The organism is Betaproteobacteria bacterium, from assembly GCA_009693245.1.
GTDB lineage: Bacteria > Pseudomonadota > Gammaproteobacteria > Burkholderiales > SHXO01 > SHXO01.
Genome location: SHXO01000017.1, coordinates 19,202 through 39,393, shown reverse-complemented (window position 1 = coordinate 39,393; position 20,192 = coordinate 19,202). Strand labels below are relative to the sequence as shown.

Genomic DNA, 20,192 nt, shown 5'->3' with positions numbered 1-20,192 from the left:
AGTTGGATACAAAGCCAGTGAAGAGGCTCGCAAAACGCCTTGAAAGGCGCGAAATAACCCGGCTGAAGGTCACCTGGCCGAGAATGAAACTCATTTCGCTAACGCGGTAAGAGATCCGTCGTAGAAAAGTGATTATTAGAGGTGCCCTAAAGCCCTGGAGATCATGAAGGGCGAAGCCGTGGAATTTCTGGTTCAGCAGCGGAAGATCACTGCATCGCAAGCGGAAAAGCTGCTGCTATACGTGGCCGATGTGCGCATCGCGGAAGTGGTGAACCAGGTGAAAGGCGTTTACGCGCGCATCTCCAAGCGGGGAGAAAAAGTTCGCCTGGCCGCCCATCCCGTTCGCGAGTCCCAACGCAATTACGTCACGACGGCATCATCTCCAGACCTGCAAAAAGCCATGGACGAGGCTGCTTCCGCCATGATCGGCATGCTCAGTGAAAAGCGCGGACTCTCGCGCCTGGACGCCTATTCCCTCGCCAGCCTGACCATGGATGCGAGGGTAGGTGCCACGGGTGCGGATCGCAAGAGCGTGCACTGCCTAGTACCCAAGAGCCTCTGGCAAAACGCTGGATAGCCCCTAGCTGGCAAGCTCTTTGTAGGGACCTGACTTTGCTTTAAGGCCAGTCAGGCCGCGGGTCCGCGGCCACATTTTTCACAAACCCTTCACAGGAGCGATCGATGCGCAAACTCTCTATCGTCATTGCCGCCGTCTTGATGTCCGCCGCCGCCAGCAGCTTCGCCTACGAGTCTGCCAGCCATAACACCAAAAGCACGCTCATGAGCAGCAAGAAAAAGCCGGCGGCAAAAGCCGCTGCGGCGAATCCGGAACATAAGCAAGTCGTGTCGAAGAAGAGCAAGAAGAAGTAGGTTGCTTCGGCCCCCGCCAGGCCTTCCCCCGAAAATGGGAAGGCCTTTTAGTTTCTAGGCTTTTGCGCTGGGCCGGGCGGAGACGGCTTCATACCAGCGGCGCAGATGCTTACACTCCAGCGGGATATCCACATCCGTCCACTTGGCGAAATCGATTCCGCATAGCGTAGTAGCGTCCGCGATGGCGTAGCGTTTGCCAGCTACGAATTCGTTGTTGGCCAATTGCGCATCGACCTTCTTGAAAAAGCGGGCAAGCCGGTCCTTGGCCCGGTCCACCAAAGCCGGAATACGGGGAATGGGTTGGGCCGATCCCGGCAGCCCGCGCTCGGCAAATGCCTCGTGCGTATTGCGGAATAATTCAGAGGCGGCCAGCATTCCTTCCTCGTTGGCGCGCTTCTCCCACATTTCCACGATGGCCTTGTCCTTGGCGTCCGTTCCCATCATGGGTGGATTGGGATAAAGCTCTTCGAAATAACGCGCGATCGCCATGGCTTCGCAGATCAAGGTGCCATCGTCCAGCTCCGGCATGGGTACCATCGCGTGGGGATACTTGGTGATGTAGGAAGGCTTGAGCCTGAAATTCTCGCCGCTTACTTCTTCCAACTCGACTTTGATGCCCTTTTCAGCAAGGTAGATGTGAAGCCGTCTCGGATTGGGTGCGATATGCCAGTCGTAAATCTTCATGGCCTCCTCCTTGGGTTGTACCGTCCTGTTTGAGTTCAAATAGCGCAGGCTCAAGCCGCCAAGGCAGTCTTTTCCGGCAGCCCAAACCAAGAATAATGGTACTCCGCTCTATCACTCAGGACATGACCCTGAGGCGCTTCAATTCGAAAAAGCATCTGGCGCAGGCACGCACGTCTTCCAAGGCGCGGTGGGCACCTTGGAACTCTTCGCGAAATAGCTTCATGTGGAGTTCCTGAAGCTTGGGCCACTTGAATCCGTAGTGGCCATGGATGCCGCAATACCGTGCCGATGACTGCATTGTGCATAGGCGTTTCTTGGTTTCCACGAGATTGGGACATCCGGTGCGCAGAAACTCCGAACCCAAGATCTTCTCATCGAATTGCATGTTGTGGGCTACCAGGGCACCCGCCTTTTCGATGTCCTTGGCGATAGCACTCAATATCGCTCTTGCATCCTGCCCTCTCTCCAAGGCGATCTCAGTGGTGATGCCATGAATCCTCGCGGCATCGGCGGGAATCTCGAAACCCTCTGGCTTTACGACATGCTCCGCGCTCGCGATCTCTTGGCCGTCCGCGCTGGTCATCAACCATGCGATCTGTACCAACCGCGGCCAGTTCTTCAGGTCCGACGCCGGCGCCTTGTAATTCCTCGGAATGCCCGTCGTTTCGGTATCGAAGAACAGGTATGCCAGATTCGTCACAAGCACACCTCTCCTCGTCCTATTTCAGTCACTCTACCGCCGACAAATATGTTGCGCTCCGCGCCGATGTCGAGGTGTAGCCGGCAAGGCCAATGCTTGCATGAGATCATAGCTCATTCCGCGCGCGTCCTCGAACACGCACAGAGCATTACCCGCCAGCGGACTTTCCGCGAAAACTTTGAGGAGGCGGTATTTGTATGCGGCCACTTGGCTAATGCGCCAACCCCGCCAAAAGCTTGTCGTGGACGCCGCCAAACCCGCCGTTGCTCATCACCAGAATCTGGTCTCCCGCTTGCGCCATATTGGCGATCTCCCCGGCAAGCTTATCGAGATCGGAATAACACTTCGCCTTCACCCCCAGGGAAGCCAAGGCCGCGGCGGCATCCCAGTCGAGGCCTCCGGTGTAGCAGAAGACCAGATCGGCATTCTTCAGGCTACCGGGTAGAGCGTCTTTCATTACGCCGAGTTTCATGGTGTTGGAACGCGGCTCCAGCACGGCCAGGATGCGTTGCTTGCCTACGCGCGCGCGCAATCCCGCGACGGTGGTTTCGATGGCGGTGGGATGGTGGGCGAAATCGTCGTACACCGTCACGCCGCGCACGCTTCCCTTGATCTCCATCCTGCGTTTGACGTTTTGAAAGCGGGATAGAGCATCGATGGCTCTCTCAGCGGGCACTCCCGCGTGCTGGGCCGCGCCGATGGCGGCCAGTGCATTATGTGTGTTGTGCTCGCCGAGCAATTCCCAATGTACCGTGCCGATGGCTTGTTGCTTGAGATGTACATCGAAGCCATCCGCATGGGTTTTGGGTGCATGCCAGCCGTCACGATTTCCCACGTATTCCACCGGCGCCCAGCACCCGCGTTCGATGACGCGCTTCATGCTCGTTTCCTGGCCGTTGGCGAGAACTAGGCCATTGGAGGGAACCGTTCGCACGAGGTGATGGAACTGGGTTTCGATCGCCGCCAAGTCGGGGAAAATGTCGGCGTGATCGTATTCCAGATTATTGAGGATCGCCGTGCGCGGATGGTAGTGCACGAACTTGGAGCGCTTGTCGAAAAAAGCCGTGTCGTACTCGTCCGCCTCGATGGCGAAGAAGGGCGAATCCGTGACCCGGGCAGATATGCCGAAATTCACTGGAACGCCGCCGATGAGAAATCCGGGATCGAGCCCCGCATCCTCCAGTATCCACGCCAGCATGGAGGTGGTTGTGGTTTTTCCATGAGTTCCGGCCACGGCTAGCACCCATTTGTCTCGCAAGACTTGCTCGTATAGCCATTGAGGGCCGGAAATGAAGTGCAATCGCCGGTTGAGAACTTCCTCCATCAGCGCGTTGCCGCGCGATACCACGTTGCCGGTGACGAAGAGATCCGGCTTGAGTTGGATCTGGTCCGTGCCCCAACCTTGTATCAACTCGATGCCTTGGGATTCGAGTTGCGTACTCATGGGCGGATAAACGTTCGTGTCGCAACCCGTGACGCGGTGGCCCGACTGTTTAGCGATGACGGCGATGCCGCCCATGAAGGTGCCGCAGATACCTAGAATGTGGATGTGCATGATCGGTACGGGTAGAAATGAGCAAGACCATTGGCGGCGATACGGGCCGCCCATTCCTGAGCGAAGTAGCAAAGCATGTAGTCAAAGCCGGCAAGATTGCCGAAGCGGCTTTCGGGCGTGCGCAAGTATTCCATGTGCATGGGATTCTACAAGAGGCGGCTCAAGTCACCGGAAGCAAAGCCCAGCAAAGGTTGGTTGATCCCCTTGGATAGGGCGATCGTCTTGAACAACTCGCCCATCTCGGCGGGGCTCAGGAGTTTTTGCACGGGCGCGATGATCCTGGCGTAGTCCGCCATACCCGTGTCCATACCAGTGAGCATGTCCGTGATGCCCAAGTTGGCGAGGAAGCGCGCTTGCGTGGTGTATCCAGCCAGTGTGAGGCCGGCGTCCACGCCGGTGTGCGCCAGGGCGCTGAAGTCCACATGCGCGGTGATGTCCTGCAAGCCTGGCAAAAAAAACGGATCGTCGTGCGCTCGGTGCCGGTAATGACACATCAATGTGCCCTGGCGGCGCTGCGGATGATAATACTCGGCGGCGCCGAAGCCGTAGTCAGCAAATAGCACTACTCCACGCTTCAGTCGTTGACCAATCGCATCCATCAGCGCCGTGGCTTGCATGTTTATTTCGCTCAGATAAGGTCGCGGCACCGCCACCGCTTGCGCGCGCTGAAGCAGGTGCGAGTTCCTCACCGGTGCATCCACCCAGGCGAGCTGGCCTTGTCGCAGCCCAACACCGCGTTCCAGTATGGCGTCATCGCTCCAGGTTACGAGATGAACGGGGAGGGCATCGATGACTTCGTTACCGATCACCACGCCCGTGATCGAAGAAGGAAGACTCGATATCCATTCCACCCGGGTTTGAAGAGTTTTTGGTAGCTGCCCTAGAAGTTCGCGCTGGCGTTCGACAAGCTCACCGCTCACGTCCAGTATCTTGTAACGCTCCGGCAACACTCCCTTTTCCAGGGAATGCAGAATATCGCGTGCGAGTCTGCCGGAACCCGCGCCAAGTTCGAGCACATCGCCCCCCGTGAATTCGAGCACCTGTGCGATCTGCCGCGCCAATGTGGCGCCGAATAAAGGCGAGAGTTCGGGGGCCGTAATGAAATCTCCCGCGCCGCCCAACTTGGCCGATCCGCCAGTGTAGTACCCGTACTCTGGGGCGTAGAGGGCCATCTCCATGTACCGCTCAAAGGAGATCCAGCCGCCCGCGCGTTCGATTTCACGTTCGATGAGCGCGGCCAGCCGCTCGCAGTGCGCGCGCGCGACAGAGCCGGGTTGAGGAAGTGACGCGAGATTCAGGATGGCGAGAAGGAGTGCTGGAGTAGAATCGTATTCAATAACATAGCGAACATGTACCCATGCAAGAGTTGGTAGTGCTTATCACGGGCGGCGCACGCCGCGTCGGGGCAGCCGTTTGCCGAATGCTACACGCAGGCGGGGCGCAACTCATGATCCATTACCGGCGCTCGGCCACGGAAGCGCGCGCCTTGCAGGCCGAACTCAATGCAACGCGCCCGGACTCCGTCGCCTTGGTGCAAGCAGATCTCCTCAACCCGGCGGCGCATCTGCCTTTGGTGCAAGAAACAGCCAATCGATTCGGCCGCTTGGATGTACTCATCAATAACGCGTCCAGTTTTTTTCCCACGCCGGTGGGCGAAATCACGGCGGAAAACTGGGACGATCTCATCGGCACCAATCTCAGGACGCCATTATTTCTTTCGCAAGCGGCCGCGCCGCATTTGCGCAAGACCAATGGCAGCATCATCAACATCATCGACATTCACGCCGACCGCCCCATGAAGAATCATTTGGTGTACAGCACGGCCAAGGGCGGATTGGTGGCGCTCACCCGTTCGCTGGCCGCCGAGTTGGGGCCGGAGATTCGCGTTAATGGATTGTCGCCAGGGCCCATCCTGTGGCCCGAAGACGAGCGTTGGAGCGACGAACTGGCGCGCCAGCGCATCGTCAATCAAACGCTCCTCAAGCGCGTGGGCGAACCCGAAGATATCGCGCGAGCCGCCCGCTTCCTGGTTTTCGATGCCCCATACGTCACTGGCCAGATCCTAGCGGTGGATGGCGGCCGCAGCCTTCATCTCTAACATGGACCCTCAAAAACAACTCTACGAAGACAACAAGCTCGCCAAGCGCCTGCGCAGTTTGGCAGGCCAAGCCATCGGCGATTTCGGCATGATCGAAGAGGGCGACAAAGTGATGGTGTGCCTCTCCGGCGGCAAGGACAGTTACGCGTTGCTCGATGTGTTGCTCAGCCTGCGCACCCACGCCCCGATCGACTTCGAAATACTGGGCTTCAACCTTGATCAAAGGCATCCAGGTTACCCAGAGGAGATTCTGCCCAATTACCTAAAGGGCCTTGGTATTCCTTTTCATATCGAAACGCAAGACACCTACAGCGTCGTCAAGCGTGTGATTCCGGAAGGCAAGACGATGTGCGGCTTGTGCTCGCGGCTACGGCGCGGCGTCATCTACCGGGTGGCCAAGGATCTGGGCGCCACCAAGATCGCACTCGGGCACCATGCGGACGACGTGTTGGAAACTTTCTTCCTCAACATGTTCTTCGGGGGAAAGTTGAAAGCCATGCCCCCTAAACTCGTGAGCGATGATGGCCACCACATCGTCATTCGGCCCCTGGCGTACGTGCGCGAGAGGGACTTGGCGCGCTACTCAGCGCTCAGGCGATTTCCCATCATCCCCTGCGACCTGTGCGGCTCCCAGGAGACTTTGCAACGCAAGCAAATGAAGGAGATGATCGCACTATGGGAAAAGCAATTCCCAGGGCGCATCGAGAACATGTTGCGCAGCTTGTCCGACGTTCGTCTTTCTCATTTGATGGACCGCAAGCGCTTTGATTTCTCCGCACTCGAAGCTACCGGGTTGCCAAATCCGGGCGGCGATCTAGTCTTTGACCAGGAAGCTCCTGCTCCCGGCGTCGTTTCATTCATTCCCATCCATACTGGTTCGGTTCAATAACCCCATTAGTCAATAGCAGCTTGTCAAATTCAATTTGATAAGCTAGCCTATCCCCTTTCTAAGCAACTTCCTTTCGCCATGAACTGCGCGGAGCGACTCGTTTCCCTCTTTGGCAGCCAAGCCGAGGTATCTCGCCGTCTCAAGATCGACCGGGCCGTGGTCAACCATTGGATGAAGTGCGGGTATGTGCCTTCGCGCTGGGCAATGGAGATCGAGCATGTGACGGACGGCCAGATCGGCGCCACGGAAATCCTCAACGAAGCCAACGCTCGCAAACCCATTCGCATGAAGTCGCGCGGGGAAGAAGACAGTTTATTCGGATCATCAATATCTGGGAGTGACACCATGAACCCGTACGTACCCGCCAAGCGCATCCACTCATTCCATCCGCCCCAGCGCACACTCATGGGCCCCGGTCCTTCCGAAATTAATCCGCGCGTCATGGCCGCCATGAGTTTGCCCGCCATCGGTTACCTCGACCCGGTATTCGTCGAAATGATGGAAGAGCTCAAGGGTTTGCTGCGCTACGTGTACCAAACCAAGAACTCGCTGACCTTTCCTGTCTCGGGTCCCGGTTCCGTGGGAATGGAGTACTGCTTCGTCAATCTGGTCGCCCCTGGCGATAAGGTCATCGTATGCCGCAACGGCGTATTCGGCGGGCGCATGATCGAGAACGTGGAACGTTGCGGCGGCACTGCCATCGTCGTCGAGAACGAGTGGGGCGAGCCCGTGGATCCCAACAAACTGGAAGAGGCCATCAAGAAAAATCCGGACGCTCGAGTCGTGGCCTTCGTGCACGCGGAGACTTCCACTGGCGTGCAATCGGACGCCAAGACCTTGGTGGAAATCGCGCACAAGTACGACACGCTGGTCATCATGGATGCCGTGACCTCGCTGGCAGGCTCGCCCGTGTTGGTCGACGAATGGAAAGTAGACGCGGTGTACTCCGCCAGCCAAAAGTGCTTGTCGTGCACGCCAGGTTTGTCCCCCGTATCCTTTAGCGACCGCGTGGTGGATTACGTCAAGGCGCGCAAGGACAAGATCCATAGTTGGTTCATGGACATGAATTTATTGCTGGGCTATTGGGGCGCCACCACGCGCACCTATCATCACACCGCGCCCACCAATAGCTTGTACGCGCTGCACGAAGCTTTACTGATCTTGCGCGAAGAAGGCATCGAAAACTCCTGGGCACGCCACCAGCGCCACCACTTGGCGCTCAAGGCCGGGCTCGAAGCCATGGGCTTGAAGTACCTGGTGAAGGAAGGTTACCGCCTGCCGCAGATGAACGCCGTACACATCCCCGAACAAATCCGTGCTCGCGAAGCGGACGTTCGCAAGACCTTACTCGGCGAATTCAATCTGGAAATCGGTGCTGGCCTCGGCCCTCTGGCCGGGAAAATCTGGCGCGTCGGCATCATGGGTTACAGCTGCAAACCCGAGAACGTGATGCTGTGCTTGTCCGCGCTGGGTTCGGTGCTCATGGACATGGGATTGCCCTTGCACGTGGGCGAAGCCGAAGCCGCGGCACACCACGCCTACGCCCAGATGCACGCCAGCGCGGCGCAGTTGAAGAAGCGGGTGGCCTAAAACGGTACGGTTGCCAAGAAGTGCGGGAAGGAGACTTCCCGCCACTCAGTCGCCATGGGTAATGGCTATTGGTTTCATCACGCCTCCGTCGCGCGCCACATATACCAGGCCGCGACGGAGCGGTAAGGCGCCCAGCGCTGGCCGATGAGGCCTAGTTCTCTCGGAGCGATCATCGCGTCCAGCTTTTTCGCTTTGCTGTATCCGGCGCGCACACCAAAGTCGTCCACAGGCAGAATATCCAGGCGGCCGAGGGAAAACATCAGCATCATTTCCACGGTCCAACGGCCCACGCCTTTGGCCTGGGTGAAGGTCTTGATGAGTTCTTCGTCTTCCCGGCTCATCAATCCCCGGCGGTGGGTGGGTATTACGCCCGCCAGCGCCTTGGTGGCCACGTCGCGTATGTAGGTCACTTTCTGCCGCGACAATCCGGCTGAACGTAACTGCTCGTCGGTCTTCGCCAATACGAGGTTCGGCACGGGAAAGCGCGATCCGGGAAACAATCCTATGAAGCGCGCCATGATCGTGGCCGCCGCCTTGCCGTTGAGTTGCTGGTACATGATGGCCCGCACCAACGCTTCGTAGGGCGAGCGCTTCCAATTGGGGCACATCGTGCAAGGCCCGTGAGCACGGATTAGTTTTTTCAGCAAGGGATCTGCGCGAACGAGAAAAGCCTCGCCCTCTTGCACCTCGGATTTGAATCTTTCGCTATTCATCTGGAAGCTCTTTCATGATGACTCACTGGTGCGATATTGCCAGGCCTGCAGTTCGGTATTACTATCCGTTTCATGAAGACCCTGACAGTTAAACTCCCCGAAACGCTCGCATCTTGGCTTTCTTACCGCGCAAAGCAATTAGGACGGCCACAGTCCGAACTCGTTCGCGAGGCACTCGAGCAAGCGCGGCGCGGGACGGGGAGCGTTAGCTGCCACGATCTCATGGCCGACGTGTGCGGGAGCGTTCCGGGTCCGAAGGATCTTTCGACGAATCCAAAGCACATGGACGGCTTCGGCAAGTGACCCGTATTCTCGCCGATACAGGTCCGTTGGTCGCGTACTTCAATTCCCGGGACACTTGGCATGAGTGGGCCGTCGAGCAAATGAGCACGTTCTCGGCACCTTTGATGACATGCGAGCCAGTTATTACCGAAGCCTGCTTCCTGATCCATCGTGGCGGCGGGCGGTCCGGAGATCTGGTTAGAAAAGTAAGCGAAGGAGTGCTTAAAATTGGCATTGATCTGGCAAAGGAATCGGCCAGCATCGAAGCGCTACTGACCCGGTATCACGATACTCCCATGTCTCTGGCCGATGCCTGCATGGTACGGCTTTCGGAATGCTACGCTGACTGCCGCGTTTTTACCTTGGATTCCGATTTCGAACACTACCGGCGTAACGGACGCCAACTCATTCCGCTGGTGCGTCCAGTTTAGGAAAACGCTGATCAAATACGTTCGCCCTGAGCTTGTCGAAGGGCACTCTACGCAATACGTAGATGTAATGAAGTCTTCCGTCCATGGTTCGACAAGCTCACCACGAACGGAAGTCTCATTCAGCGTTTCCTTAGATCGGCTAGCTCAGCCCGAGTCTTTGCCATATGGTCGACGCCGGTCCCGCCTGGTTGAGCGTATAGAAGTGCAATCCGGGGGCACCGCCTTGCAGGAGCCGGTCGCATAGATCGGTGACTACATCCAAACCAAAAGACCGGATGGAATCCAGGTCGTCCCCATAGCCCTCCAGCTTGCGGCGAATCCAGCGGGGAATTTCCGCGCCACAAGCGTCGGAAAACCGAGCGAGTTGAGAGAAGCGCGTGATGGGCATGATGCCCGGAATGATGGGGATACTGATGCCCATCGCCTGGCATTCGTCGGCGAAGGCGAAATAAGCGTCGGGGTTGTAGAAATACTGGGTGATCGCGGTATTCGCGCCGGCGTCAACCTTGCGCTTGAAGTTAAGTAAATCCTCTTGCGCGCTACGCGCCTGCGGGTGGTACTCAGGATAAGCCGCCACTTCGATATGGATATCCTCACTGTAGCTTTCCCGCAAAAAAGCCACCAGATCGATGGCGTAGCGAAACTCTCCCGCCTCGACCATGCCCGAAGGAAGATCGCCGCGCAAGGCCACCACGCGGCGGATTCCAGCCTCGCGGTAGTGGTCAACGATCTCGCGCACCTTGGCCTTGCTGCTTCCCACGCAAGACATGTGAGGCGCGACCTCAAGGCCTTCTGAATTGATTTCGAGCACGGTGCTGATGGTGCGCTCTTGCGTGGAGCCGCCAGCGCCGTAGGTCACCGAGAAGAAGGCCGGTTTCAACTGCGCAAGCTGTGTGCGCGCCACACGCAGTTTTTGCGCGCCTTCCTCGGTTTGAGGGGGGAAGAATTCGAAGGAAAACGTGAGGCGTAAGGAGTTCATTTTGGGAGGAGGGAGGGGGGGAGGAGAGAGGAGAAAGTCGGTCATCTAGAATCCTGCGGCTTCACTCGTCCACGAATTGCTTTGATGAGACCCCCTAATAAGGCAAACACCTCTTCCACCCTTGTAAAGATGGCGGAGTCTTCTTGAAGGTACCCAAGATTGCGCGCCACCAACAACTGAGTCTCTAGTTCACTTAGAGAGCCACGAGCCACCGTCAGAAAATGCAGGTACTCCTTGCTTCCTTGGCGGGCCACGCCTTCCGCGATATTGCTTGGAACGGATACAGCGGCCCGCCGAATCTGCGAGGTCAATCCGTAGAGGTCTTCTCTTGGAAATACCGCGCTTATCTTATAGACCTCGGTAACCAACTCCATTGTCTTTTGCCATGCAAGCAATCGATGATGATCACGCGACACTGCCCTACTCCTCCCCCCTCCCCCCTCTCTCCTCCCTAATACCGATAGTGCTCCGCCTTATACGGCCCCGACTTGCTCACGCCGATATAACGCGCTTGGGCGTCGGTCAGCTCGGTCAACTGCGCGTTGAGCTTCTTCAATTGCAGGCGCGCGACCTTTTCGTCGAGGTGCTTCGGCAAAACGTAGACACCGATGGGATAGCGCTCGGGGTTGTTGAATAACTCGATCTGGGCGATGGTTTGGTTGGCGAAGGAAGAGCTCATCACGTAGGAAGGATGGCCAGTGCCGCAGCCCAGGTTCACCAAGCGGCCTTCGGCCAGCAAGATGATGCGTTTGCCGCCGGGGAAGATCACGTGATCCACCTGCGGCTTGATGTTCTCCCACTGGTATTGCTTCAACGCCGCGATGTCGATCTCGTTATCGAAATGGCCGATGTTGCACACAATGGCTTGGTCCTTCATCTTCTTCATGTGCTCGTGGGTGATCACATGAAAGTTTCCGGCGGCGCTGACGAAGATGTCGGCTTTATCAGCCGCGTAATCCATGGTGACGACCCGGTAGCCTTCCATGGCTGCTTGCAGCGCGCAGATGGGATCGATCTCCGTCACCCAAACTTGCGCGGAGAGCGCTCGCAGCGCCTGAGCCGAACCCTTGCCCACGTCGCCATAACCCGCGACCACGGCGACCTTGCCCGCCACCATGACGTCGGTGGCGCGCTTGATGCCATCCACCAGGGACTCGCGGCAACCGTATAAGTTATCGAACTTGCTCTTAGTCACCGAGTCGTTGACGTTGATGGCGGGGAATTTGAGCGTGCCGTCCTTGGCCATTTGGTATAAGCGCTTCACGCCCGTCGTGGTTTCCTCGGTGACTCCCTTGATCTTGGCTAACCTGGTGGAATACCACTTGGGCTCCTTCGCGAGTTTCGCCTTGATCGAGGCGAACAGCACGGTTTCCTCTTCACTGCCAGGGTGGTTCAAGAGGGAAGCGTCCGTCTCCGCACGCGCGCCGTGATGCAGCAATAAGGTCGCATCGCCGCCATCGTCCAGAATCATGTTGGAGTAATCGCCGTCGGGCCACTCGAAAATCTTATGGGTGTAGTCCCAGTACTCGGTCAAGGACTCGCCTTTGTAGGCGTAGACCGGAACGGCGCTCACGGCGATGGCGGCGGCGGCGTGATCCTGAGTCGAGTAGATGTTGCAAGACGCCCAGCGCACTTCCGCGCCCAGGGCGCGTAGCGTTTCGATCAGCACCGCCGTTTGAATGGTCATATGCAAGGAGCCTGTGATGCGTGCCCCCCGCAACGGCTGGGTGGCCGCGTATTCCTCGCGAATCGCCATGAGGCCAGGCATCTCCGTCTCAGCGATCCTGATTTCCTTGCGGCCCCAGCCGGCCAAGGAAAGGTCGGCGACCTTGTAATCGGTGAAGGAAGGGCTTGGTTTTAGCACTGCGGACATGGACGCGCTCCTTAGGGCAATGGACGACGCGCTCCCATTGAAAACGGCGCGCCAATCCGGTTACGGGTTGGTGAGCGCCGTTCTTGAATCGCCGAGCCTGGCCCCGGCCGTTTCACCAGCAGGGTCGCAACGCTCCTCAGTGGGCGGGATTATATAGGCTAGTGTAGATCTTCCAAGCCACCGGAACATTCCGAATATACGATTCTTGTTTCCTCCAAAGGGCAGGTCGTGCTGCCGGCCGCCATCAGGCGGCGCCTGGGACTTGGCGCGGGCACCAGGCTGGAAATTATCGAAGAACGGGATGGCTTGAAGCTTCGAGTTCTACGAACCGTACCGAAGGAGGATGTCACCCGGCTTGCGGGAATGATCCGCGCTCCTTCCAAGGGAGTGCCGCGGCGCCTAGAGGACTTCGACCCCTCGTCATTGCTGGCCCGGAGAGCCCAAGGAAAGAAATGAGAGCGCTCGATACGAATGTATTGGCGAGGTTCTTTATCGACGATGCCGACGATGAACAAGCGGCCTTGCAGCGCCCCCTTGCAACGCAGGCCATGTCGCAGCGCGTTCTTGTTTCGGTTACGGTCTTGCTGGAATTCGAGTGGGTCATGCGAGGCTTTTATGCTCTGCCGCGCGGGGAGATTTCCAAAGTACTCCGTGCCCTGTCGGGCATTGAGCACGTAACTTTGGAAAACCGCGACGCGATACACACTGCGCTCGACGGTTTCGATAAAGGGCTCGACTTTGCCGATGCGTTGCATTTGGCGCTCAGCCACCGGGCTGCCGGGTTCACCACGTTCGACCGGCGTCTAGCCAGCCGGGCAAGGAAGTTGAAAACGCTTCCGCCCGTGGAAATACTTGCCTAGGGCATGTTGACATTCATTTCGCGGAGCGCCTTGCCCTCGCGATCCATCAGTAGATTTGAGTTCCCGGCGGGCTGAAGCTCAATCCGGCCCGCGACGTTCTCGATAGGGTGAATACTTCACACGGTCCCCGGCAATCCTCACGCGATTCCAATGGTTACCAGGCCGATACTTCACTCCAACGCAACCCACAACCCAGGAGAAAACATCATGCCGGCACTCAAGGAAATGGACCTCGGAATCGAAGTCGTCGTAGCGCTTCTCGCCGCCGCCGTTTTGCTGGTTGTCGCCGCCCTTGGCCCAAAAGCCGCGCCAACCAGCGTACACCCGGCAGCACAGTTTCGCACGCAGTTGGACTTGCTAGTGACCCCTGGCACTCCCGCCCGGTTTGGCGCGACTCAGACGGCCTTCGGATTGTCGATGCAGGCGTAACGGGAAGATCCAGCCAGGATTCGGCGAGGCACGACTACGCCAACGCATCGAGCAGCGCTTTCGCCTCCTTGAGGTCACGCGTATCGAAGCCTTCGGTGAACCAGTCGTATACCGGCTTGAGAAGCGAGAGCGCTTCGTCCCGCCGGCCCAGGGAATGCCACAATCGGGCCAATGCAGCACTGGCTCGAAGTTCCCACAATTTTGCCTCCTGCTTCTTCGATACGCCGATGGCTTTGCGGTAGCACGATTCGGCATCCGCGCCCTCCACGAAGAGCCCCAGGTCTCCGTCCATTCTATGTAACTCGGCAAGATAAGCGCCCTCTCCGTTTTTGTGGGCGGCATCGAAAGCCTCCTGCAAAGCCTCTCGAGCATTCTGCATTTGGCCCGCCCTGGCATAGGCTCGGGCCAGATAGGAATACCAGCCGGGGTCCCAAATCCGCGCGCCTAACTGAGACCAAAGCTCAATCGCGGGCCGGGTAATGCTCACTCCCTTCTCCGCGTCTCCTAACTCCGCCATGGCCCATCCTTCCACGATTTCGGCTTCCGCTTGGCGAAGCAGAATTCGGTTCTCCTTGCAGAAGGCAACGGCGTCATGGGCGGTTTTCAATGCGGCTGCGGGATCCTCGCGCAGTGCATCATAAATCGCGATGTGCACTTTAGTGGTTGCCACGGTCAGCGGGTCGCCGTGGCGGTAAGCGGTTCGAATGCCGCGCGTGTATATACTTCTAGAGCAATCTGGATAGCCCAGTCCAAGAAGCGCCCACGAATACCATTCATGACATAGAACGCCTGGATCGAAGCCGTAGACGCGTCCCAGAGGCGGAGATCCAGCTTGCTCATAGGCGTCACACCCCGATTCACCGTATTCTCGGGCGATCTGGAATTTGCCCATGAAGAACGCCGTACCCGCAACACATTGGCGCCCAGCCACCAAGTTATCGGGATCTCCCGTTGATTCACCCAGCTTCAATAACTGATTGGCAAAGCGCTCGGCGGACGAATGATCGGCACGCATACCGTAGAACATCCAGAGCCCAAACAGTATTGGGAACATCTGCGGCGTCTCGCCCAAACTCTCGCAGAGTTCTCTTGCGCGCGAGAAGGCCTCACCGACTTCGGGGGGGAGAATATCCCTTCAGTGCACCCAACGCGGTGCCCAGATTTATTTGCAGGAGGAGTTCTCTTTGATCTCGCTCTTTCCCGGCCGGTAACGCCTCAAGGGTTTTGAGTCCGCGGTTCAAATGCGCGATCGCCTCCGCATTGGCGAAGCGCTCGATACCTCGCTGCCCCGCCTTCAACCAGAAGTCCGTCGCTTGTTCATCGAGTCCTGCCTCGGTGTAGTGATGGGCCACGACTTCCGGTTCATTGGCCACGCGCTCGGGGAAGCGTCTCTCAAGGACTTCCGCGATGTTCTGGTGTAGCACTTGCCGCCTACTCTTGAGCAGCGAGCCGTAGGCGGCGTCTTGCACCAGCGCGTGCTTGAAGGTGTAGGTGGCTTGGGGCGCGGCTCCTTGTTGGTAGACTAATTGAGAGAGCACCAATTGCTTGAGCGCCTCATCCAGGATTCGCTCGCTCATGGGCGAGATGGCCGCCAGTAGTTCGTAGCTGAACTCCCGGCCTATGCACGCCCCAGTCTGCGCCACTTCCTTCACCGGCGCCAGCCCGTTTACGTTGACGCTTCGGAGCGCTTCTCCCTCATCCCCGGCCCTTCTCCCGAGGGGAGAAGGGTGCTCCGGTTTCCCTCGCCCGCTGGAAGAAGGCCGAGGGTGAGGGAAAATACGATTCTGGCCTTACATCCTACCGGAAGGTAAGTCTGTTACGTCGTCACGGCTTCCTTGACTCCCGCATCGGCCTTCAGCGCCTCGACCTTATCCATCGCCTCCCAAGTGAACTCCGGTTCATCGCGGCCGAAGTGGCCGTAGGCGGCTGTCTTGAGATAGATGGGGCGCAGCAGGTCGAGCATTTGCACGATGCCCTTGGGACGCAGATCGAAATGTTTGTCCACGAGCTGGGCAATTTTCTCATCGGGGATCTTGCCGGTGCCAAAGGTCGTTACCATCACGCTGGTGGGTTTGGCCACGCCGATGGCGTAGGACACTTGAAGCTGGCACTTGGTGGCCAATCCCGCGGCCACGATGTTCTTGGCCACATAGCGCGCGGCGTAGGCGGCGGAGCGGTCCACCTTGGACGGATCTTTTCCGGAGAAGGCGCCACCGCCATGGGGAGCCGCGCCACCGTAGGTGTCGACGATGATTTTGCGCCCCGTGAGACCGCAATCACCTTGCGGTCCGCCGATGACAAAACGGCCCGTTGGATTCACCAGATAGCGGATATTGCCTTTGACGAGGTTCTTGGGCAGCACCGGTTTGATGATGTTCTCGATAACCGCCTCTTCGATCTGCTTGTGCTGCATCTCCGGCGCGTGCTGGGTGGAGAGCACCACGGTATCCACGGACTCGGGTTTGCCATCCACATAGCGCAGCGTCACTTGGGACTTGGCGTCCGGCCTAAGCCACGGTAGGCGCCCATCGCGGCGCAATTCGGACTGGCGTTCGACCAAGCGGTGCGCCAGGTAAATGGCCATGGGCATGTAGACCCGCGTCTCGTCGCAGGCGTAGCCAAACATCAAGCCTTGATCGCCCGCCCCTTGTTCGAGGTTGAGACCTTGCCCTTCGGTGACGCCCTGGGAGATGTCCGGCGATTGCTTGTCGTAGGCTATCAGTACGGCACAGCCCCTGTAGTCGATGCCGTATTCCGTGTTGTCGTAACCGATGCGCTTGATGGTATCGCGCGCCACTTGCTGGAAATCCACCACGGCATTGGTGGTGATTTCGCCCGCCATCACCACCAATCCGGTGTTGACCAGCGTTTCGGCGGCTACCCGGGAGGTAGGGTCCTGAGCTAAGATCGCGTCCAGCACCGCGTCCGAAATTTGATCCGCCACTTTGTCCGGATGCCCTTCCGACACCGACTCCGACGTAAACAAGTACTCGCTCATGCCTGGTTCGCCTTATTGGAAACTTGAAAAGGTTGCGAGGATAACAAATAAGCATGCCGCCCAGAAGTCCGCGGCTCGGCGCCCCTGGGCATGCTAATTCTCATCCTGCGTCTGGTTGCCAGGCTACCGTTGCGCTGGTTTCACGCACTGGGCGGCGTGCTAGGCTGGGTGGCGTACCTGTCATCCAAGGTGTACGCCCAGCGCTTACGCGAGAACCTGCTTCGCAGCAAAGTGTGGTCATCGCCGGAAGAGTATGAAGCGCTGTTGAAGCAATGTATAGCGGAAACCGGGCGGGGAGCTTTAGAGATGATACCGGTATGGTTTCGGCGCCCAGAAAAAGTGGCCCCCTTGATCAAGCGGTTCGCCGGCGTCGAGGAGGTCATCGCATTGCATACGGCCCGCAAGGGCGTGATCCTCCTAACGCCCCATCTAGGTTGCTTCGAGGCTACCGCCGCCGAATTAGCGCGCTTTGTTCCTCTAACGGTGCTCTACAAGAAATCCAGAATGCTTTGGCTGGAAAAGCTCATTGTCGCTGGCCGGGAACGGGGACAGGAACGGCTCGCTCCCGCGGACCTCAGCGGTGTGCGCGCGCTCTTTCGCGCGCTGCGCAACGGGGAAGCCATTGGCATCCTGCCCGATCAGGCACCCGGCGCCGGAGAAGGCGTTTGGGTGGAGTTTTTTGGCCGCCCGGCCTACACCATGTCGCTGGTGGGCCGGTTGATCGAGGCCACCGGTGCGGTGGTGTACATCGCCTTTTGCAGGCGCTTGCCGCGAGGCGAAGGCTACGACGTCGAGCTCACGCGTGTGGAAGACGATCTGCGCGGAGAAGCCGGCATCTTGGCCATGAACCTGGTCATCGAGCGTACGGTGCGCCGCTGCCCCGCGCAATACCTGTGGAGCTACAACCGGTACAAGCATCCCGCCGGAGCCCCATTACCCCCCGAGTAGAATCCGCGCTCGCGTTTATCTCTTTCCGAATGCTGACTCGTATCGCCCTGGGCCTCCTGTGGCTGTTGCATTTTCTGCCCCTTCGCATACTCAATCCCATAGGACAAGGGGGCGGATTGTTGTTCCTGCTGCTGGGAAGAGAGCGCCGCCAAGTGACGCGCGCTAACCTGCGCTTGTGCTTTCCCGAGATGACCGAGAGCGCCCGCAACCAAATCATGCGAAAGCATTACCGGATTTTCGGGCGGGCCGTGCTGGAAGCCGGCATAGTCTGGTGGGGCTCGGCGCGGCGTATTCAACGTCTGGTTCAGGTCGAGGGAGAAGAACACTTTGGGGCCTTGGGTGAAAAGCGCAGCATTGGGCTCGTCCCGCATTTTGCGGGGATCGAGCACCTTGGAATTCGCATGAGCACGGACCGAAAAGGTATGGGGATCTACGCGCACCAAAAGAACAGGACCTTCGACCGGTTCCTACTGCGGGTGCGCACGCGCTTCCCAGGGACCCGGATGATCTCGCGGCAGGATGGCGTCAAGACGATTCTGCGCGGATTTCGCGATGGCCATTATCTACAGATCTCGCCCGACATGGACCTGGGGCCGAAGGATTCATTGTTCGTCCCGTTTTTTGGATTCCCCGCGGCCACGGTCACTGCCTTGCCTCGCATGGCGAAACTCACTGGCGCGGCCATCGTGCCGGTGGTCGTACGCCAGCTCCCAAAGGGCAAGGGCTATAAGGTGCAGGTGTATCCCGCCTGGGAGGACTATCCGACGGATGACGTGGAGGCGGACGTGCGACGTATGAATACCTTCATCGAAGAACGCATCCGCGAGATGCCCGAACAATATCTGTGGATGCACAAGCGGTTCAAGACCCGCCCGCCGGGTGAACCGAGGATCTATTAGTGAGCGTCCAAATACTGCCCTTGCAGCATGCGGACATTCCTGAACTTGTGCGTTTAGCGCGCGCGATCTGGTACGCGCACTATCCGAATATCATATCGGTTGAGCAGATAGAATACATGCTCGCCCAGCGCTACGATGCGGACGCGATTCGCCGCCAATTGGAATCGGAAGGATATTGGTGGCATAAGCTTTTGCTCGATGATGCCATGATCGCGTTTTCCGCCTGCGAGTTGTCGGAGAAACCTGGCGAGATGAAGCTGGACAAACTCTACGTACACCAAGACCTGCATGGCCGGGGATACGGCTCCCGGTTGTTGCGTATCGCCGAGGATCTCGCTCTTTCGCGACATTGCCATACGATATATCTACAAGTGAACAAGAACAACACACTCGCCATTCGAGCTTACGAACGTAATGGCTACGCGGTGCGAGAGTCCGCGGCCTTCGAAATCGGCAATGGGTTCGTGATGGACGATCATGTGATGGAAAAGCGGGTGGGTGAGGCGTGAGGCGTGAGGCGATAGGCGTAAAACCCTCCATCCTCCGCGCGAGGAATCCGCGGTGAAAATCAAATTCACCAAGATGCAGGGCGTGGGCAACGATTTTGTCGTGTTTGACGCCGTGCGCCAGAAAATCTCCCTCACGGCCGAAACCGTTCGCCGCATCTCGGACCGGCACTTCGGTGTAGGCTGCGACCAAATACTTCTCATCGAGCCGCCGCGCTTGGACGGAACGGATTTCTTCTATCGCATTTACAACTCCTCGGGCGCGGAAGTCGAGCACTGCGGCAACGGGGCACGCTGTTTCCTGCGTTTCGTGCGTGACAAGGGCCTCACCACCAAGACCGAGATTCGCGTGGAGACGGCCAACGGAATCATCGTGCCTAAACTGGCGGATCATGAGCAAGTGACCGTGGACATGGGGGCTCCGGTATTCGATCCCAGTCTCGTCCCTTTCGTGGCCGAGCGCATGGCGAGGACCTATCCGCTCGATGTGGGCGGGACACTGGTGGAAATCAGTGCTTTGTCCATGGGTAACCCGCACGCGGTCCAGGTGATTGCGAACGTGGACACGGCGCCGGTGGAAATCCAAGGGCCGTTGATCGAGCGCCATGCGCGCTTTCCCAGAGGCGTCAATGCGGGCTTCATGCAGATCGTGGACCGCCACCACATCCGGTTACGCGTTCACGAACGCGGGGCGGGCGAAACCTTGGCTTGTGGCACGGGCGCCTGCGCGGCCGTGGTGGCCGGCGTTCAGCGCGGCCTGCTGGATAGTCCCGTGGAAGTAAGCACCCGCGGAGGCGTGCTTTGCATCGCATGGAGTGGTGCAACCGCGCCCGTTATGATGACGGGGCCCGCGGAAACCGTTTTCGAGGGCGAGATCGATCTTTAAGG

25 protein-coding genes, 1 pseudogene and 1 riboswitch are annotated in these 20,192 nt (G+C 58.4%); of the genes and pseudogenes, 14 read left to right on the top strand and 12 right to left on the bottom strand.

Annotation, left to right across the window (positions count from 1 at the left end):
* Nucleotides 1–163: 163 nt before the first annotated feature.
* The gene (locus EXR36_04650; protein ID MSQ58935.1) at nucleotides 164–577 is read left to right on the top strand and encodes a hypothetical protein; all 414 of its coding nucleotides are present in this window, start codon (nucleotides 164–166) and stop codon (nucleotides 575–577) included.
* A 104-nt stretch (nucleotides 578–681) separates the two neighbouring features.
* The gene (locus tag EXR36_04645; protein ID MSQ58934.1) at nucleotides 682–870 is read left to right on the top strand and encodes a hypothetical protein; all 189 of its coding nucleotides are present in this window, start codon (nucleotides 682–684) and stop codon (nucleotides 868–870) included.
* A 54-nt stretch (nucleotides 871–924) separates the two neighbouring features.
* Here EXR36_04645 and EXR36_04640 read toward each other — a convergent pair whose 3' ends face one another.
* The 5 genes and pseudogenes from EXR36_04640 to EXR36_04620 all read right to left on the bottom strand — a co-directional run bounded on the left by EXR36_04640 (nucleotide 925) and on the right by EXR36_04620 (nucleotide 5,107).
* Nucleotides 925–1,554 carry a glutathione S-transferase gene (locus EXR36_04640; protein ID MSQ58933.1) on the bottom strand — a complete coding sequence of 210 codons (630 nt, stop codon included), beginning with the start codon at nucleotides 1,552–1,554 and terminating at the stop codon, nucleotides 925–927.
* Between the two features lie 115 nt (nucleotides 1,555–1,669).
* Entirely contained in the window at nucleotides 1,670–2,245 is a 576-nt protein-coding gene (locus EXR36_04635; protein MSQ58932.1) for a 3'-5' exonuclease, read from the bottom strand.
* 123 nt (nucleotides 2,246–2,368) lie between these two features.
* A pseudogene (locus tag EXR36_04630) lies at nucleotides 2,369–2,461 on the bottom strand (phenazine biosynthesis protein PhzC/PhzF).
* A gap of 4 nt (nucleotides 2,462–2,465) precedes the next feature.
* Entirely contained in the window at nucleotides 2,466–3,809 is a 1,344-nt protein-coding gene (gene mpl / locus EXR36_04625) for a UDP-N-acetylmuramate:L-alanyl-gamma-D-glutamyl-meso-diaminopimelate ligase (protein ID MSQ58931.1), read from the bottom strand.
* 146 nt (nucleotides 3,810–3,955) lie between these two features.
* A complete protein-coding gene (locus EXR36_04620) occupies nucleotides 3,956–5,107 on the bottom strand; it encodes a class I SAM-dependent methyltransferase (GenBank protein MSQ58930.1) in 1,152 nt (383 codons plus the stop codon).
* Between the two features lie 59 nt (nucleotides 5,108–5,166).
* Here EXR36_04620 and EXR36_04615 point away from each other — a divergent pair, with 59 nt between their 5' ends.
* From EXR36_04615 to EXR36_04605, 3 genes are all read left to right on the top strand, one after another.
* Nucleotides 5,167–5,907, top strand: coding sequence for a pteridine reductase (locus EXR36_04615; GenBank protein MSQ58929.1), 741 nt, complete (start codon nucleotides 5,167–5,169; stop codon nucleotides 5,905–5,907).
* A 1-nt stretch (nucleotide 5,908) separates the two neighbouring features.
* On the top strand, nucleotides 5,909–6,796 hold the full coding sequence (ttcA, locus tag EXR36_04610; GenBank protein MSQ58928.1) for a tRNA 2-thiocytidine(32) synthetase TtcA: 888 nt from the start codon (nucleotides 5,909–5,911) through the stop codon (nucleotides 6,794–6,796).
* Between the two features lie 345 nt (nucleotides 6,797–7,141).
* Nucleotides 7,142–8,386, top strand: a complete 1,245-nt coding sequence (locus EXR36_04605; protein MSQ58927.1) for an alanine--glyoxylate aminotransferase family protein — start codon at nucleotides 7,142–7,144, stop codon at nucleotides 8,384–8,386.
* A gap of 77 nt (nucleotides 8,387–8,463) precedes the next feature.
* Here EXR36_04605 and EXR36_04600 read toward each other — a convergent pair whose 3' ends face one another.
* A complete protein-coding gene (locus EXR36_04600; GenBank protein MSQ58926.1) occupies nucleotides 8,464–9,099 on the bottom strand; it encodes a DNA-3-methyladenine glycosylase 2 family protein in 636 nt (211 codons plus the stop codon).
* A 72-nt stretch (nucleotides 9,100–9,171) separates the two neighbouring features.
* Between EXR36_04600 and EXR36_04595 the strand changes: the two genes are divergently transcribed.
* Complete coding sequence (locus EXR36_04595; GenBank protein MSQ58925.1) at nucleotides 9,172–9,402, top strand: CopG family transcriptional regulator; 231 nt, start codon at nucleotides 9,172–9,174, stop codon at nucleotides 9,400–9,402.
* A complete protein-coding gene (locus EXR36_04590) occupies nucleotides 9,399–9,812 on the top strand; it encodes a pilus assembly protein (protein ID MSQ58924.1) in 414 nt (137 codons plus the stop codon). Before EXR36_04595 ends, EXR36_04590 begins: the two co-directional genes overlap by 4 nt.
* 139 nt (nucleotides 9,813–9,951) lie before the next feature.
* On the opposite strand, the gene metF is transcribed toward EXR36_04590, so the two are convergent.
* Genes metF through EXR36_04575 form a run of 3 tightly spaced genes read right to left on the bottom strand, consistent with a single transcriptional unit; the run spans nucleotide 9,952 to nucleotide 12,664 of the window.
* Nucleotides 9,952–10,791 carry a methylenetetrahydrofolate reductase [NAD(P)H] gene (gene metF / locus EXR36_04585; protein ID MSQ58923.1) on the bottom strand — a complete coding sequence of 280 codons (840 nt, stop codon included), beginning with the start codon at nucleotides 10,789–10,791 and terminating at the stop codon, nucleotides 9,952–9,954.
* A gap of 41 nt (nucleotides 10,792–10,832) precedes the next feature.
* On the bottom strand, nucleotides 10,833–11,207 hold the full coding sequence (locus tag EXR36_04580) for a four helix bundle protein (protein MSQ58922.1): 375 nt from the start codon (nucleotides 11,205–11,207) through the stop codon (nucleotides 10,833–10,835).
* Nucleotides 11,208–11,242: 35 nt separating this feature from the next.
* The gene (locus tag EXR36_04575; protein ID MSQ58921.1) at nucleotides 11,243–12,664 is read right to left on the bottom strand and encodes an adenosylhomocysteinase; all 1,422 of its coding nucleotides are present in this window, start codon (nucleotides 12,662–12,664) and stop codon (nucleotides 11,243–11,245) included.
* A gap of 65 nt (nucleotides 12,665–12,729) precedes the next feature.
* A riboswitch (S-adenosyl-L-homocysteine riboswitch) is annotated at nucleotides 12,730–12,808 on the bottom strand.
* 57 nt (nucleotides 12,809–12,865) lie between these two features.
* Between EXR36_04575 and EXR36_04570 the strand changes: the two genes are divergently transcribed.
* The 3 genes from EXR36_04570 (at nucleotide 12,866) to EXR36_04560 (ending at nucleotide 13,953) form a co-directional block, all read left to right on the top strand.
* Nucleotides 12,866–13,120: an AbrB/MazE/SpoVT family DNA-binding domain-containing protein gene (locus EXR36_04570; GenBank protein MSQ58920.1), complete on the top strand. Its 255-nt coding sequence runs from the start codon at nucleotides 12,866–12,868 to the stop codon at nucleotides 13,118–13,120.
* Nucleotides 13,117–13,524, top strand: a complete 408-nt coding sequence (locus tag EXR36_04565; GenBank protein ID MSQ58919.1) for a type II toxin-antitoxin system VapC family toxin — start codon at nucleotides 13,117–13,119, stop codon at nucleotides 13,522–13,524. Before EXR36_04570 ends, EXR36_04565 begins: the two co-directional genes overlap by 4 nt.
* 207 nt (nucleotides 13,525–13,731) lie before the next feature.
* The gene (locus EXR36_04560; GenBank protein MSQ58918.1) at nucleotides 13,732–13,953 is read left to right on the top strand and encodes a hypothetical protein; all 222 of its coding nucleotides are present in this window, start codon (nucleotides 13,732–13,734) and stop codon (nucleotides 13,951–13,953) included.
* 34 nt (nucleotides 13,954–13,987) lie between these two features.
* Here the strand turns inward: EXR36_04560 and EXR36_04555 are convergent, their stop codons facing one another.
* The 3 genes from EXR36_04555 to EXR36_04545 all read right to left on the bottom strand — a co-directional run bounded on the left by EXR36_04555 (nucleotide 13,988) and on the right by EXR36_04545 (nucleotide 16,951).
* The gene (locus EXR36_04555) at nucleotides 13,988–15,007 is read right to left on the bottom strand and encodes a hypothetical protein (GenBank protein MSQ58917.1); all 1,020 of its coding nucleotides are present in this window, start codon (nucleotides 15,005–15,007) and stop codon (nucleotides 13,988–13,990) included.
* Between the two features lie 52 nt (nucleotides 15,008–15,059).
* Entirely contained in the window at nucleotides 15,060–15,605 is a 546-nt protein-coding gene (locus tag EXR36_04550; protein ID MSQ58916.1) for a hypothetical protein, read from the bottom strand.
* Between the two features lie 164 nt (nucleotides 15,606–15,769).
* On the bottom strand, nucleotides 15,770–16,951 hold the full coding sequence (locus EXR36_04545) for a methionine adenosyltransferase (protein ID MSQ58915.1): 1,182 nt from the start codon (nucleotides 16,949–16,951) through the stop codon (nucleotides 15,770–15,772).
* Between the two features lie 90 nt (nucleotides 16,952–17,041).
* Between EXR36_04545 and EXR36_04540 the strand changes: the two genes are divergently transcribed.
* Genes EXR36_04540 through EXR36_04525 form a run of 4 tightly spaced genes read left to right on the top strand, consistent with a single transcriptional unit; the run spans nucleotide 17,042 to nucleotide 20,190 of the window.
* Nucleotides 17,042–17,899: a lysophospholipid acyltransferase family protein gene (locus tag EXR36_04540; protein MSQ58914.1), complete on the top strand. Its 858-nt coding sequence runs from the start codon at nucleotides 17,042–17,044 to the stop codon at nucleotides 17,897–17,899.
* Nucleotides 17,900–17,928: 29 nt separating this feature from the next.
* Nucleotides 17,929–18,798, top strand: a complete 870-nt coding sequence (locus tag EXR36_04535) for a lipid A biosynthesis acyltransferase (GenBank protein MSQ58913.1) — start codon at nucleotides 17,929–17,931, stop codon at nucleotides 18,796–18,798.
* Nucleotides 18,798–19,307, top strand: a complete 510-nt coding sequence (locus EXR36_04530) for a GNAT family N-acetyltransferase (GenBank protein MSQ58912.1) — start codon at nucleotides 18,798–18,800, stop codon at nucleotides 19,305–19,307. Before EXR36_04535 ends, EXR36_04530 begins: the two co-directional genes overlap by 1 nt.
* Nucleotides 19,308–19,359: 52 nt before the next feature.
* Complete coding sequence (locus tag EXR36_04525; protein ID MSQ58911.1) at nucleotides 19,360–20,190, top strand: diaminopimelate epimerase; 831 nt, start codon at nucleotides 19,360–19,362, stop codon at nucleotides 20,188–20,190.
* Nucleotides 20,191–20,192: the final 2 nt, after the last annotated feature.